We start from the raw sequence: 13,291 nt of genomic DNA on the forward strand, positions 1-13,291 counted from the left end.
ATAGCCACTAACAAGAGTAATTATCAAATGGCCGAAAACCCCGTTTTTGAGCGTGCGACACGGTTTCTCTCGGCCTTGCGCCACTGCCAGGTGCTGGGATTGAAGGTGCACAGCGCGAGTAGCGAAGGCCTGACGGTGGTGCTGCCGTACAGTGCACAAATTGTCGGTAATCCGCTGACCGGCGTGGTCCACGGCGGGGCGATCACGTCGTTGATGGACACCGCGTGCGGCATGTCGACCCTGTGCGTCCTGCCGGAATTCGAAGTCTGCCCGACCCTCGATCTGCGCATCGACTACATGCATGCCGCTGAGCCGCATAAAGATGTTTACGGCTTCGCCCAATGTTATCGAGTCACCACCGATGTGATCTTCGCTCGCGGCTTTGCCTATCAGGACGATCCCGAGCAGCCGATTGCCCATGTCGTCGGCACCTTCATGCGCATGGGCAAGGGCCTTAAAGGCACCAAAGGCTTTGGTGGCGCGATCAAGGGAGAAACCCCATGAGCGATGATTTCAAGCAGCAGCTGCAAGAGGCCCACGAGACGGGTAACTACGCGCCGCTCCTGAAGCTGATTCCCTATGCCGGGCTGATCGGCGTCGAGTGTTCGCGGGTCGGTGATGACTTGCTGTTCAAGCTGCCGGCCAACAAGGACAACATTGGTAACCCTTTATTGCCGGCGATCCACGGCGGGGTGATTGCCGGGTTCATGGAGCTGTCCGCGGCCCTGCACCTGCTGATTTTCACCGGCGCGCCCGGTGTACCGAAAATTATCGATTTTTCCCTCGATTACCTGCGGGCCGGGCAGTTTCGCGATACCTGGGCCCGGTGTCAGGTCTGCCGCCAGGGCCGGCGGGTGGCCAACGTCGCGGTCACGGCCTGGCAAAGTACCGAGAGCGAACCGATCGCCACTGCCCGCGCGCATTTCAAAATCGATGAGCCCTTGAAATCCTGAAGCACGCCCCCAACTCACAGAACAACCCGCCGCCGACCGGTAAGGTCGCGGCCAATGCCATCTGATTGGAGTTTGATGACCATGAGTGTGGAAACTCAAAAGGAAACCCTGGGCTTCCAGACCGAGGTGAAGCAACTGCTGCACCTCATGATCCATTCGCTGTATTCCAACAAGGAAATCTTCCTTCGCGAATTGATCTCGAACGCCTCTGACGCTGTCGACAAATTGCGCTTCGAAGCCCTGGCCAAGCCTGAGTTGCTCGAAGATGGCGCTGAACTGAAAATCCGTGTGAGCTTCGACAAGGACGCCAAGACCGTCACCCTCGAAGACAACGGCATCGGCATGAACCGTGACGATGTGATCACCCACCTGGGTACCATCGCCAAATCCGGCACTGCCGATTTCATGAAAAACCTGTCCGGCGATCAGAAGAAGGATTCGCACCTGATCGGTCAGTTCGGCGTGGGTTTCTACTCGGCCTTCATCGTTGCTGACAAAGTTGACGTGTACAGCCGTCGCGCCGGCACTGCTGCCAGCGAAGGCGTGCACTGGTCGTCGAAAGGCGAGGGCGAATTCGAAGTCGCCACCCTCGACAAGCCGGAGCGCGGCACCCGCATCGTCCTGCACCTGAAATCCGGTGAAGACGAGTTTGCCGATGGCTGGCGTCTGCGCAACATCATCAAGAAGTACTCCGACCACATCGCGCTGCCGATCGAGCTGCCGAAAGAAGTGGCCGCTGCCGAAGGCGAAGAGAAGCCTGAAGTTGAATGGGAAACCGTCAACCGCGCCAGCGCCCTGTGGACCCGTCCTCGCACCGAAGTGAAGGACGAGGAATACCAGGAGTTCTACAAACACATCGCTCACGACTTCGAAAACCCGCTGTCGTGGAGTCACAACAAGGTTGAAGGCAAGCTTGAGTACAGCTCGCTGCTGTACGTGCCGGCCCGCGCACCGTTCGATCTGTACCAGCGTGAAGCGCCGAAAGGCCTGAAGCTGTACGTACAGCGCGTGTTCGTGATGGATCAGGCCGAGTCGTTCCTGCCGCTGTACCTGCGCTTCATCAAGGGCGTGGTCGACTCCAACGACCTTTCGCTGAACGTGTCGCGGGAAATCCTGCAGAAAGACCCGATCATCGACTCGATGAAGTCGGCGCTGACCAAGCGCGTGCTGGACATGCTGGAAAAACTGGCGAAGAACGAGCCTGAGCAATACAAGGGCTTCTGGAAAAACTTCGGTCAGGTCATGAAAGAAGGCCCGGCAGAAGATTTCGCCAACAAGGAAAAAATTGCCGGTCTGCTGCGTTTCGCATCGACCAACGGCACCGATGGCGAGCAGATCGTCGGTCTGGCCGAGTACCTGGCGCGCGCCAAGGACGGTCAGGACAAGATCTACTACCTCACCGGCGAAACCTACGCGCAGGTCAAGAACAGCCCGCACCTGGAAGTCTTCCGCAAGAAAGGCATCGAAGTGCTGCTGCTGACCGACCGCATCGACGAGTGGCTGATGAGCTACCTGAGCGAGTTCGACGGCAAGAGCTTTGTCGACGTCGCACGCGGTGACCTGGACCTGGGCAACCTGGACTCGGAAGAGGACAAGAAGGCCGCAGAAGAAGTCGCCAAGTCGAAAGAAGGTCTGGTCGAGCGCCTGAAAACCGCACTGGGCGATTCCGTTGCCGAAGTCCGTGTTTCCCATCGCCTGACCGATTCGCCGGCCATTCTGGCGATTGGCGAGCAGGATCTGGGTCTGCAAATGCGTCAGATCCTCGAGGCCAGTGGGCAGAAGGTGCCGGATTCGAAGCCGATCTTCGAATTCAACCCGAGCCACCCGCTGATCGAGAAGCTCGACAACGAGGCCAGCGAAGATCGCTTCAGCGACCTGTCGCACATCCTCTTCGACCAGGCCGCCCTGGCGGCGGGCGACAGCTTGAAAGACCCGGCCGCTTACGTGACCCGTCTGAACAAGCTGCTGGTCGAGCTGTCGGCCTGATCAAGCTGTAGAAAAACCCGCTTCGGCGGGTTTTTTCATTCTGGAATTCAACCAATCTGGAGTCAGAAATGAGCCAAGTCACTGTACGTTCCGTGGTCTATCAGATTGACGGCCAGCCTTATGAAGGTCGCCTGGCCTTCGACGCCGAGCACAAAGGCGCGCGTCCGGGTCTGCTGATGGCGCCGAACTGGATGGGTGTCAGCGCTGGCGCTGAAGAGATCGCCAAGTCGGTGGCGGCCAAGGGTTATGTGGTGCTGATCGCTGACGTGTATGGCCAGGCCGTGCGTCCGCAGAACGCTGATCAGGCTGGTGCGGCGATGATGCCGCTGAAGAATGATCGTGCGCTGCTGCGCAAGCGTATGCAGGCCGCATTCGAGCAATTGCAGAAGCAGGGCGAGGCGGCGGTCGATACCTCGAAACTGGCGGTATTCGGTTTCTGCTTCGGCGGCTGCTGCGCGCTGGATCTGGCCCGCACCGGTGCCCCGGTGAAAGCGGCGGTGTCGTTCCACGGCACACTGGATTCGCCGAACCCGGCGGACGCGAAGAACATCAAGGGCTCGGTGCTGGTGCTGCACGGTGCTTCGGACCCACTGGTGCCGAAAGAGCAGTTGCCAGCATTCGAGGACGAGATGAACGCCGCTGGCGTGGACTGGCAGTTGCTGAGCTACGGTGGCGCCGTGCACTCGTTCACTGATCCGCACGCCAATGTGCCGGGCAAGATGATGTACGACGCGAAGACCGCAGCGCGGGCGTTCAAGTCGATGCATGACTTGCTGGAAGAAGTGTTCAAGGGCTGAATCGGCTGAAAACACTCCCACGCCTGGCGTGGGAGTATTGGTTTACAGCGGTGTCGGCTCGCTGCGCGATTTAGGCAGTTCAATCCGCTCGACTTCCCCCGGCACCGTCGGCCAGTCCCCGGCCGCCCACTTGCGCCGCGCCTCATCGATCGCCGCCGGATCGCTTGCGACAAAATTCCAGTTGATTCGCCGTGGCCCATCCAGTGGCGCACCACCGAACAACACCGCGTGGCTGTCGCTCTCGGCGAACAGACTCATCTCTTCCCCGGCCGGCAATACCGCCAGCGCATGGGGTTCCACCGTCTCGCCATTCAGCTGCACATCACCACTCAACACATACAGCGCCCGCTCTTCATGTTCGGTCGGGATCAGCAACGTGGTCGCGGTTTGCATCTTCAGTTCGGCATACAGCGTAGGAGAAAGCACCGGCACCGGTGATTCCAGGCAAAAGCCTGACCCGGCGATCAGGCGAATCTGCACGCCGAGGTTATCGCTGACCGGCAAGGTCGAGGCCGGGTGGTGGCTGTAATGCCCCGGGCCTTGTTCGTGATCCTTGGGCGAGGCGAGCCAGATTTGCAGGCCATGCATCTTGAAGCTTTGCTCCCACAGCGGTTCGGGCGTGCGCTCGACGTGCGCGATCGCCGTACCAGCCGTCATCCAGCTGACATCGCCGGCGCTGACCACCTGATCCGAACCCAGGCTGTCCTTGTGCTGGATCTGTCCTTCGAACAAATACGTGAGGGTCGACAGACCGATGTGCGGATGCTGTCGGATGTTCATGCCTTTGCCCGCCGGATAAACCGTTTCGAGCATGTGGTCGAAAAACACAAAAGGCCCGACGCTGCGGCATTTGGCTGACGGCAGCGGGCGCAGGATCGGCTGGCCTTCGACGTCTTCGGCGCGCGGGCGGATGATCAGGGGTTGGGTGTCCATGGTCCATTCCAGGCTGAGCGGGTGATGCGTGGAGCATAACCCGCCGGTGTCATCGAGGTGATTACTGGCTGTCGAAGCCGACTGGCGCGTGGGTTTCGATGGTGACTTCGCTGGTGGTCATCAGCTTGTGGATCGGGCAGCGATCGGCGACGCGCAGCAGTTCTTCGCGCTGGGCATCGGTGAGCACGCCCTTGAGGGTGAGGGTCACGTGCAGGGCGTATTTGCCTTTCTGTTCCTGGCTGTTGTCGCGTTTGACCTCAACGCCGACGCCGGTCAGCGGGATGTCCTTTTTCTTCGCGTACAGCTTCAGGGTCAGGGCCTTGCAGGCCCCGAGGGCGGCGTCGAAGTAATCGTGCGGCTCCGGAGCCGAGCCTTCGCCGCCAGCAGTCGTCGGGACGTCTGCAAACAGCTCATGCTCATCGATCTGAACGGTGTGGCGAAAACCTTCGGCGGACACGGTATTGACGGTAACGGTCATGTGAACCTCGCAAGCTGTAGGAAAAGGGATTCGATCAAAAAAGACCTTGCAGGTATAGAGCATTTCCCACACAGGCGCGTTCCACTTTCTTGCCGGGTGAACCCTCGTTGCCCGGCGAGGGTCTAGGCTATGCCTGTCTGCCGGAGAATGCTTGTGTCCGTGTTTCGTTTGAGCCTTGCCTGCCTGATGGTTTTCACCGGCGCCGCCAGTGCCCGGGAATACACCTACAGTGACGCGCACCTGCATTACGTGGATTTTTTCCAGGAAACCGCCGGCATGCCGAAATTGCTGACGGCCATGAAGGAAAATGCCATCGAGCACGTGATGATTTCCGGCATTCCCGTGGCGAAGAAATGGCACGAAGACGAGCCGAAGCGCCCGCGTTATTACGCCGGTGATGACGCCGATGCCTACTGGTACAGCGCGACTGACGTGATCGTCGCCGACGCGGTGCAGAAGCTGACGCCGGAGCAACGCCAATACTTTCACCCGTTTCTTTCAGGCTTCAACCCCAACGACAAGAACTCCGCCGCGCACATCCAGCGCATGCTCGATCTGTATCCCGGCTTGTGGCAGGGCATCGGCGAGGTCTTCACCCGTCACGACGATCTCACCGCACTCACCTCCGGCGACACGCCACGCGCCAACAACGAAGCCATGACCCGCATCTATCACCTGGCCGCTGAAAACGATCTGCCGGTGATGCTGCATTCCAATATCACCTCCAAGCGTGAGAAGAATCCGCTGTACCTGAAGGAAATCGAAGAGCCGCTGCGTAATCATCCGCACACCCGGTTCATCTGGGCGCATGCCGGCACCAGCGCCGAAATCCACCGTCATCAGACGCAGCTGGATTTTCTGCTGCCGACCCTCACGCGAATGCTCGAGGCGTACCCGAACCTGTTCATCGATCTGTCGTGGAGCTTGCTGACGCCTTATCTGCTGGACGAAAAGGGTCAGCCGCGAGCGGAATGGGTGCAATTGGTGGAGCGCTATCCGGATCGCTTCATGATCGGTTCGGACGTGGTCGGGCGATTCAACAAACTCGGCAAGGAAATCCACGGCTTCAAGCCGTTTCTCGACGCCTTGCCGGAAGCCGTGGCGAAAAAAGTCGCACGGGACAACTTCCTGGCGATATTGCCGCGAACAGCGCTCAAGTCCGGCAAACCCACGCTGAATCGTTAATGCCGAGGGTTCGTAGGATCAAGGCCTTTTGATATCGCGTTTTGGTCTTACGCATTTTTTAAAAGGGCCGATACCTTCTAGAACAACCAGCTGCAGGGTTGATGCAGCGCTTTTGGAAGGAACCAGAGCAATGAGTATCCGTAGTCTCAATATTGCGCCCAGGGCCGGCCTGGGTTTTGGCGTGCTGGCGCTGATGGTGTTTGCCCTTGGGGCGTTCGCCCTGTTGCAGATGTCGAACATGCGTGCGCAATCCGACGAGGTCGACAATAACTGGCTGCCCAGCGTGATGGCGGTGGGCGAGATGAGTCAGGACATGCTGCGCCTGCGCGCGCTGACCATGCGCCTGTTGCTCAATCGCGATCCGCAGGCGCTGGAGCAGAACGTGGCCAAGCTCAATGATTTGCGCGGTGTGCTGAGTGAAGCCCAGCAGCGTTACGACAGCCTGATCGCGTTGCCCGCAGAGCGCGCGCTGTTCGACCGCTTCAAGGTCGCTGAACACAAGTACCTGGAGCTTCAGGCACAGGTGATGACGTTGTCTGCTCAGGGACGAGTGGAAGAGGCGGCCGCCATTCTCAATGGACAGATGAGCCCGCTGGCGGATGAAATTGCAGTGACCCTGCGTGAGTTGGTCGAATTGAACAAGCACAACGCCAACCTCGCCACAGAGGCCGCACGGCTGGTGTTCACCAACTCGCGGGTGTGGGTCGGGGTGATGATCGGCATCACTGCGCTGATTACCATCGCGCTGGCGTTATTGCTGACCCGCAGCATCGTGCTGCCGCTGTCGCAATCGCTCAATGTCGCGGAAGTGGTGGCCGGAGGCGATCTGACCGGGGATATCAGCATTTCCGGCAAGGACGAACCGGCGCGGCTGCTGCACGCGCTCAAGAGCATGCAGCACAACCTGCGAGACACTATCCGCCGGATCTCCGAGTCCTCCAGTCAACTGGCCTCGGCCTCGGAAGAGTTGAGCTGCGTCACCGAAGACGCGACGCGGGGGCTGCATCAGCAGAGTCAGGAAATCGAACAGGCGGCCACGGCGGTCAATCAGATGACCGCCGCCGTGGAGGAGGTGGCGAGCAATGCCGTCGCGACTTCCGAGGCGTCCCGTGAGTCTGATCGTATTGCCCAGCATGGCCGGGAGCAGGTGCAGCAGACCGTGTCGTCCATCGAGCTGCTGGCGGACGATGTCACCGCCAATGCCACGCAGGTGGAGGACCTGGCGCAGAAGGTCTACAGCATCAGCAAAGTGCTGGATGTGATCCGCTCGATTGCCGAACAGACCAATCTGCTGGCGTTGAACGCGGCGATCGAGGCCGCACGGGCGGGAGATGCCGGACGGGGTTTTGCGGTGGTGGCGGACGAAGTGCGGGCGCTGGCCCATCGTACTCAGCAGTCGACGCAGGAGATCGAGCAGATGATCGGCGGCATCCAGCAGGGCACCGATTCGGCGGTCAGCTCGATGCAGCAGAGCAATATTCGGGCGCGCTCGACCCTGGAGCTGGCGAAGGCCGCCGGCGTTGCGCTGGAGGAAATCGCTTCGGCGTTTACCTTGATCAACGAGCGCAACCTGGTGATCGCCAGTGCGTCGGAAGAGCAGGCGGCCGTGGCGCGTGAGGTCGATCGCAACCTGATGAACATCCGTGACCTGGCGATGCAGACGTCGGCGGGTGCCAACCAGACCAGCGCTGCGAGTCAGGAGCTGTCGCGGCTGGCGGTGGACCTGAACAGCATGGTGGCCAGGTTCTCGGTCTGATCAGCGTTCGACAGGCGAAAAAAAGCCCCGCGTTTGCGGGGCTTTTTGTTGAATCAGCTGCCTTTGACTGTCTTGCCGTTGACCGTACCGTCGAGGAGCATGATGTTGTACTCCTTGCCGTCGGTTTCGACCTGTTGCAGGCGAACCAGCAGGTAATCCCAGTCCTTGGCGAACCACAGGACGGTGATGCGCTTGCTTTGTGTCGGATCGCGGACACGCTCGACCTTGATCGCATCGATCTGGCCGGCCTTGGTTTCGACCTTCTCCGAACCCAGCACGCGGAAGTCGTAGGTATCGACTTCGCCATCATCGACTACCTGATAGCTCATGCTTTTCTTGCCGGCGGCCACGTCATGCTGCAGCGCCAGTTGATAGGTGGATTTGTCGACCATGCCACGGTTGAGCGGGATTTTCACCGCGTCGCCGCGGTCGGTGCCGGTCACCAGCTTGTTGGCCCAGTCGAAGTCCAGGTCAGCCTTTTTCGCCTTGCCCAGACCACCGCGTTCAAAGTGGTAGGACTGTGGCAGCAGGGTGTCCTTGTCCAGGGTCAGGGTGCTTTCCTCGGACAGGCTGGCAATCATCATCGAAGCCTTGAAGCTGAGCTTCCAGACGCCGTTGGCCTGTTTGGTCAGGCTGCGCTCGGCGGTGCCGCTCATGGGCAGCTGTTTCCAGTCGGCGGTGTAGCTGGCGGAGAACGGTTGAAGGTCTGCCGCCTGCGCGAAGGGCAGGGCGAGCAGAGCGCAAGCGAAGAGCAGGGCGCGACGCATAATATCTCCTAGTTTCGAATCAAGTGACCGCTGGCCGGCAGTGGCTGGCCATCCAGTAAAGCACCTTGCTCGCCGAGGCTCAGCCGTCCTTCGGCGAACCAGCGTACGGCCATCGGGTAGATCAGGTGTTCCTGAGCGTGAACCCGCTGCGCCAGACTTTGCGGCGAATCGTGCAACTCTACCGGGATTACTGCCTGTACGACCAGTGGTCCGCCGTCGAGTTCCTCGGTGACGAAGTGCACGGAGCAGCCGTGTTCGGCGTCGCCGGCCTCCAGCGCGCGCTGATGAGTGTGTAACCCTTTGTATTTGGGTAGCAGCGACGGGTGGATGTTGAGCAGGCGACCCTGGTAGTGACGGACGAAGTCAGCGCTGAGAATGCGCATGAAGCCGGCCAGTACCACGAGTTTGGGATTGAATTCGTCGATCAGTTCGATCAGGGCGGTATCGAAGGCCTCGCGACCCTCGAATCCTTTGTGATCCAGCGAGCGGGTAGCGATACCCGCGTCACTGGCGCGTTGCAGGCCGTAGGCGTCGGCACGGTTGGAAATCACCGCAGCGATGCGGACCGGGCTGTCGCCGGTCCGCGTGCTGTCGATCAGGGCCTGCAAGTTACTGCCGGTGCCGGACAGCAGCACCACGACATCACAGGTGTTTGGCATCAGTGAGCCTTGAGGTTCTTCAGTTCGACCTGGGCCGCGCCTTCGGCAGCGACAGCGATCTGACCGATGACCCAAGGCTGCTCGCCGGCGTCACGCAGGGTGTTCAGGGCAACTTCAACGTGCTCCTGAGCCACGCAGATCACCATGCCCACGCCGCAGTTCAGCACGCGGTGCATTTCGGTTTCGTCGACGTTGCCTTTCTCTTGCAGCCAGTCGAAGACGGCCGGGCGGTTCCAGCTGGCCACGTCAACCACGGCCTGAGCGCCTTTTGGCAGAACGCGCGGGATGTTGTCCAGCAGGCCACCACCGGTGATGTGGGCCATGGCCTTGACCGCGCCGGTGTCCTTGATCAGCTTGAGCAGCGGCTTCACGTAGATGCGGGTCGGGGCCATCAGCAGTTCGGTCAGCGGCTTGCCGTCGAGCTGTACGGTTTCGATGTCGGCACCGGACACTTCGATGATCTTGCGGATCAGCGAGTAGCCGTTGGAGTGCGGGCCGGACGATGGCAGGGCGATCAGGGCATCACCGGTGGCGACTTTCGAGCCGTCGATGATTTCGGCTTTTTCCACGACGCCGACGCAGAAACCGGCCAGGTCGTAGTCTTCGCCTTCGTACATGCCAGGCATTTCAGCGGTTTCGCCGCCGACCAGCGAGCAGCCAGCCAGTTCGCAGCCTGCACCGATACCGGTAACCACGGTGGCCGCTACGTCGACGTTCAGCTTGCCGGTGGCGTAGTAGTCGAGGAAGAACAGCGGCTCGGCGCCACACACCACCAGATCGTTGACGCACATGGCGACCAGGTCCTGGCCGATGCTGTCGTGCTTGTTCAGGTTCAGCGCCAGGCGCAGCTTGGTGCCGACGCCGTCAGTACCGGAAACCAGCACCGGCTGCTTGTAACCGGCCGGGATCTCGCAGAGGGCGCCGAAACCGCCCAGGCCGCCCATGACTTCCGGGCGCGCAGTGCGCTTGGCGACGCTCTTGATGCGTTCGACCAATGCTTCACCGGCGTCGATGTCTACACCGGCGTCCTTGTAGCTCAGGGAGGGTTGCTTGCTCATGATCCAGGCCTTTAGGGGAGGGGATTCAGGGGTAACGACCGAGTTCAGCGGGAACGCCGAATCCGACAGGGGCGATTGCCTCACGCGAAGTTCGGGGTGCCCGGCTGTTGCCGGTCTGCGAAGGCGCGCGATTTTATCAGGCTTGAGGGGCAGCGGCCATCCTCACGCCGACGGGCAGGGGCATATCGATGGAAAAATTTTGCAATTGACGCTGTGGATGACATCACGGGTGCCTGTATAAGGAACCGTCTATCGTTAGGACTGTGCAAAAACTTACCGACCGCGTGTGAATGTTTTGCGACGGCCTGTGGTCACAGGCTTGCCAGAACGGTGCACGCGGCCTGTTCCAGCCGCTCTTGTCGACGGGAATTCTCCATGCGTTTTTGTAAATGGTTGTTAGTGGGTGGCTTGTCTCTGATCAGCCTGGCGAGCCAGGCCGAAAATCTCAAAGGTCTTTATCAGGTGCGTGAGCCGGTCACTGGCCAGTCGCCAGAGGAGCGCGATCGCGCGACCCAGGCTGCGCTGGATACGCTGGTGCTGCGCCTGACCGGCGACCCGAAGGCCCCGCAGAACCCGGGGCTGGCGCCGGTTCGCAAGGATCCGCAGCAGATCATCAGTCAGTTCGGTTTCGATGCCGGGCCGCCGGAAGTGCTGAAAGTCGATTTCGACCCGGGAACCACCGAGCAGGCGTTGCGCCGCGCCGGGCTGGCGCTGTGGGGTGCCAACCGGCCCTCGATCCTGAGTTGGTGGCTGAACGATTCGACCGAGGGTTCGAGCCTGGTGGGCGACGGTCAGGCCAGTGCCGCACCGTTGCGCCGCGCCGCCCAGCACCGTGGATTGCCGTTGCGCCTGCCGCTGGCGGACTTGAGCGAGCAATTGGTTGCCACGGCGCCGGCACTCGAAGGTGCCGACCCGGCGCCGCTGCGTAACGCTTCCGAGCGCTACAACGCCGACGCCTTGCTCGCCGTGCATGCTCGCGAAGAAAGCGGGCAATGGCAGGCCAAATGGCAATTGTGGCTGGGCGATAAAAAAGAGGCGGGCAGCGTGCAGGGCGCGGATCAGGCTGCCGTGGCCGATGCGGTGATGCTGGCGGTCACCGAGCGTCTCGCGCCGCGCTTTGTGGCCAAACCGGGCGCGTCCGGCCAGCAGACCCTGGAAGTCCAGGGCATGAATCTGGAGCACTACGCAGCGCTGCTGCGGTTACTCGAACCGTTCGGCGTGCGTCTGCAGAGTGTCGATGCCGATCGCATCCTTTATCGGGTCAACGGTAGTGCCGATCAGCTGCGGGCGCAGCTGTCGCTGGCGAAGTTGCAGGAACTGCCGGCCGAGGCGCCGGCTCCGGTCGCTGCACCTCAGCCTGCGGTCGCCGGGGCGCCACCAGTCGTTGCGCCGACGCCGGCACCGGTGGCGCCGTCTTTGCGGTTCCGCTGGTAGGGTTTCTTTCTTATATATAAGCAATGGAGTGTTACATGGCCGATACGCGGCGTTGGTTCTGGCTCGGTGGGGTGCTCCTGCTTTGCGCGTTTGTCTGGTTGCTGCATCCGATCCTTACGCCGTTTCTGGTGGCGCTGCTGCTCGCCTATCTGTTCGATCCGCTCGTCGATCGTCTTGAGCGCCTGGGGTTGTCCCGCACCTGGGGTGTGATCGCGGTGTTCGCCTTGTTCACCCTGATCGTCACTGCGTTGTTGCTGGTGCTGGTGCCGATGCTCGCCAAGCAATTAGTACGGCTGTATGAACTGGCGCCGCAAATGCTCGACTGGTTGCAGCACACCGCCGTGCCATGGGCGCAATCGAAGCTGGGGCTGTCGGACGGCTTCTGGAAGTTCGACAAGGTCAAAGCCGCAATCAGCGAACACATGGGCCAGACCACGGATATCGTCGGTGTGGTGCTGAGTCAGGCGACGGCCTCGAGCCTGGCACTGATCGGCTGGCTGGCGAATCTGGTGCTGATCCCGGTGGTGAGCTTTTACCTGCTGCGTGATTGGGACGTGATGATGGCCAAGATCCGTGGCCTGTTGCCCCGTGATCGCGAAGAGCGTGTGGTGGCGCTGGCGGGTGAGTGCCATGAAGTGCTGGGCGCGTTCGTGCGCGGGCAGTTGCTGGTGATGCTGGCGCTGGGCGTGATCTATGCGGCCGGTCTGATGATTGTCGGGCTGGAGCTGGGCCTGTTGATCGGTCTGATCGCGGGGCTGGCGGCGATTGTGCCGTACATGGGATTTGTGATCGGCATCGGCGCGGCGCTGATTGCCGGGTTGTTCCAGTTCGGTGGCGATCTGTATCCGATGATCGGGATCGTGGCGGTGTTCATGGTTGGTCAGGCACTGGAAGGCATGGTGCTGACGCCTTTGCTGGTGGGGGATCGGATCGGTCTGCACCCGGTGGCGGTGATTTTCGCGATTCTGGCCGGTGGCGAGCTGTTCGGCTTCACCGGTGTGCTGCTGGCATTGCCGGTGGCGGCGGTGATCATGGTGCTGGTGCGACACGTCCACGATCTGTACAAGGATTCCGACATCTATAGCGGGGTGGATGAGCCGGAGTTGTAATGTGATGCGCGGGCTGCCCGGTGGATTGCCGGGTTGGCCCGTCTCATGCAGGCCATGGCGCCAAAGAAACTGTCATAAAACCAGCACGTTAACGCAAACCTTTGATTTTGCTTGGGGTCTGTCGCATTGTGCGCTCCGCTTCACGGGTATAAACTTCGCTCACTTTACACAGAGGC

At 60.9% G+C, this 13,291-nt stretch carries 13 protein-coding genes; 8 read left to right on the forward strand and 5 right to left on the reverse strand.

All coding sequences use genetic code 11. The annotated features are described in order from the left end of the window. Positions 1–27: 27 nt before the first annotated feature. The 4 genes from CAG25_RS13140 (at position 28) to CAG25_RS13155 (ending at position 3,736) form a co-directional block, all read left to right on the forward strand. Positions 28–504: a PaaI family thioesterase gene (locus CAG25_RS13140; RefSeq protein WP_085611496.1), complete on the forward strand. Its 477-nt coding sequence runs from the start codon at positions 28–30 to the stop codon at positions 502–504. Next, positions 501–953, forward strand: a complete 453-nt coding sequence (locus CAG25_RS13145) for a PaaI family thioesterase (RefSeq protein ID WP_085611495.1) — start codon at positions 501–503, stop codon at positions 951–953. Before CAG25_RS13140 ends, CAG25_RS13145 begins: the two co-directional genes overlap by 4 nt. A gap of 81 nt (positions 954–1,034) precedes the next feature. Continuing rightward, complete coding sequence (htpG, locus tag CAG25_RS13150; RefSeq protein ID WP_085611655.1) at positions 1,035–2,939, forward strand: molecular chaperone HtpG; 1,905 nt, start codon at positions 1,035–1,037, stop codon at positions 2,937–2,939. A gap of 68 nt (positions 2,940–3,007) precedes the next feature. Beyond that, positions 3,008–3,736, forward strand: coding sequence for a dienelactone hydrolase family protein (locus CAG25_RS13155; protein ID WP_074687562.1), 729 nt, complete (start codon positions 3,008–3,010; stop codon positions 3,734–3,736). Between the two features lie 42 nt (positions 3,737–3,778). Here CAG25_RS13155 and CAG25_RS13160 read toward each other — a convergent pair whose 3' ends face one another. Both CAG25_RS13160 and CAG25_RS13165 read right to left on the reverse strand, forming a co-directional pair. Continuing rightward, positions 3,779–4,669 (reverse strand): pirin family protein, encoded by an 891-nt coding sequence (locus tag CAG25_RS13160; protein WP_085611494.1) that lies wholly within the window; start codon positions 4,667–4,669, stop codon positions 3,779–3,781. A gap of 61 nt (positions 4,670–4,730) precedes the next feature. Next, positions 4,731–5,147, reverse strand: coding sequence for an OsmC family protein (locus CAG25_RS13165; protein WP_007959010.1), 417 nt, complete (start codon positions 5,145–5,147; stop codon positions 4,731–4,733). A 129-nt stretch (positions 5,148–5,276) separates the two neighbouring features. Here CAG25_RS13165 and CAG25_RS13170 point away from each other — a divergent pair, with 129 nt between their 5' ends. Continuing rightward, positions 5,277–6,332, forward strand: a complete 1,056-nt coding sequence (locus CAG25_RS13170; protein WP_085611493.1) for an amidohydrolase family protein — start codon at positions 5,277–5,279, stop codon at positions 6,330–6,332. A gap of 130 nt (positions 6,333–6,462) precedes the next feature. Next, on the forward strand, positions 6,463–8,088 hold the full coding sequence (locus CAG25_RS13175) for a methyl-accepting chemotaxis protein (protein WP_085611492.1): 1,626 nt from the start codon (positions 6,463–6,465) through the stop codon (positions 8,086–8,088). Positions 8,089–8,141: 53 nt separating this feature from the next. Here the strand turns inward: CAG25_RS13175 and CAG25_RS13180 are convergent, their stop codons facing one another. Genes CAG25_RS13180 through purM form a run of 3 tightly spaced genes read right to left on the reverse strand, consistent with a single transcriptional unit; the run spans position 8,142 to position 10,572 of the window. Next, positions 8,142–8,855 carry a DUF3108 domain-containing protein gene (locus CAG25_RS13180; protein ID WP_007950391.1) on the reverse strand — a complete coding sequence of 238 codons (714 nt, stop codon included), beginning with the start codon at positions 8,853–8,855 and terminating at the stop codon, positions 8,142–8,144. 8 nt (positions 8,856–8,863) lie between these two features. Then, complete coding sequence (gene purN, locus CAG25_RS13185) at positions 8,864–9,514, reverse strand: phosphoribosylglycinamide formyltransferase (protein ID WP_085611491.1); 651 nt, start codon at positions 9,512–9,514, stop codon at positions 8,864–8,866. Beyond that, on the reverse strand, positions 9,514–10,572 hold the full coding sequence (gene purM / locus CAG25_RS13190) for a phosphoribosylformylglycinamidine cyclo-ligase (RefSeq protein WP_007950393.1): 1,059 nt from the start codon (positions 10,570–10,572) through the stop codon (positions 9,514–9,516). The genes purN and purM overlap by 1 nt, the downstream gene beginning before the upstream one ends. Before the next feature lie 375 nt (positions 10,573–10,947). Between purM and CAG25_RS13195 the strand changes: the two genes are divergently transcribed. Continuing rightward, complete coding sequence (locus CAG25_RS13195) at positions 10,948–12,006, forward strand: DUF2066 domain-containing protein (protein WP_085611490.1); 1,059 nt, start codon at positions 10,948–10,950, stop codon at positions 12,004–12,006. 35 nt (positions 12,007–12,041) lie between these two features. Further along, positions 12,042–13,115 carry an AI-2E family transporter gene (locus CAG25_RS13200; protein ID WP_039769808.1) on the forward strand — a complete coding sequence of 358 codons (1,074 nt, stop codon included), beginning with the start codon at positions 12,042–12,044 and terminating at the stop codon, positions 13,113–13,115. The last annotated feature ends 176 nt before the right edge of the window (positions 13,116–13,291 follow it).

The organism is Pseudomonas sp. B16(2017) (assembly GCF_002113205.1).
Taxonomy (GTDB): Bacteria; Pseudomonadota; Gammaproteobacteria; order Pseudomonadales; family Pseudomonadaceae; genus Aquipseudomonas; species Aquipseudomonas pharyngis.

What these genes read in the sequence shown, in the direction of transcription:
- CAG25_RS13145 (WP_085611495.1), top strand. Translation starts at nt 501, where the DNA reads ATGAGCGATGATTTCAAGCAGCAGCTGCAAGAGGCCCACGAGACGGGT.
- CAG25_RS13155 (WP_074687562.1), top strand. Translation starts at nt 3,008, where the DNA reads ATGAGCCAAGTCACTGTACGTTCCGTGGTCTATCAGATTGACGGCCAG.
- purM (WP_007950393.1), bottom strand. Translation starts at nt 10,572, where the DNA reads ATGAGCAAGCAACCCTCCCTGAGCTACAAGGACGCCGGTGTAGACATC.
- CAG25_RS13165 (WP_007959010.1), bottom strand. Translation starts at nt 5,147, where the DNA reads ATGACCGTTACCGTCAATACCGTGTCCGCCGAAGGTTTTCGCCACACC.
- CAG25_RS13180 (WP_007950391.1), bottom strand. Translation starts at nt 8,855, where the DNA reads ATGCGTCGCGCCCTGCTCTTCGCTTGCGCTCTGCTCGCCCTGCCCTTC.
- CAG25_RS13195 (WP_085611490.1), top strand. Translation starts at nt 10,948, where the DNA reads ATGCGTTTTTGTAAATGGTTGTTAGTGGGTGGCTTGTCTCTGATCAGC.
- htpG (WP_085611655.1), top strand. Translation starts at nt 1,035, where the DNA reads ATGAGTGTGGAAACTCAAAAGGAAACCCTGGGCTTCCAGACCGAGGTG.
- purN (WP_085611491.1), bottom strand. Translation starts at nt 9,514, where the DNA reads ATGCCAAACACCTGTGATGTCGTGGTGCTGCTGTCCGGCACCGGCAGT.
- CAG25_RS13140 (WP_085611496.1), top strand. Translation starts at nt 28, where the DNA reads ATGGCCGAAAACCCCGTTTTTGAGCGTGCGACACGGTTTCTCTCGGCC.
- CAG25_RS13170 (WP_085611493.1), top strand. Translation starts at nt 5,277, where the DNA reads ATGCCTGTCTGCCGGAGAATGCTTGTGTCCGTGTTTCGTTTGAGCCTT.
- CAG25_RS13175 (WP_085611492.1), top strand. Translation starts at nt 6,463, where the DNA reads ATGAGTATCCGTAGTCTCAATATTGCGCCCAGGGCCGGCCTGGGTTTT.
- CAG25_RS13160 (WP_085611494.1), bottom strand. Translation starts at nt 4,669, where the DNA reads ATGGACACCCAACCCCTGATCATCCGCCCGCGCGCCGAAGACGTCGAA.
- CAG25_RS13200 (WP_039769808.1), top strand. Translation starts at nt 12,042, where the DNA reads ATGGCCGATACGCGGCGTTGGTTCTGGCTCGGTGGGGTGCTCCTGCTT.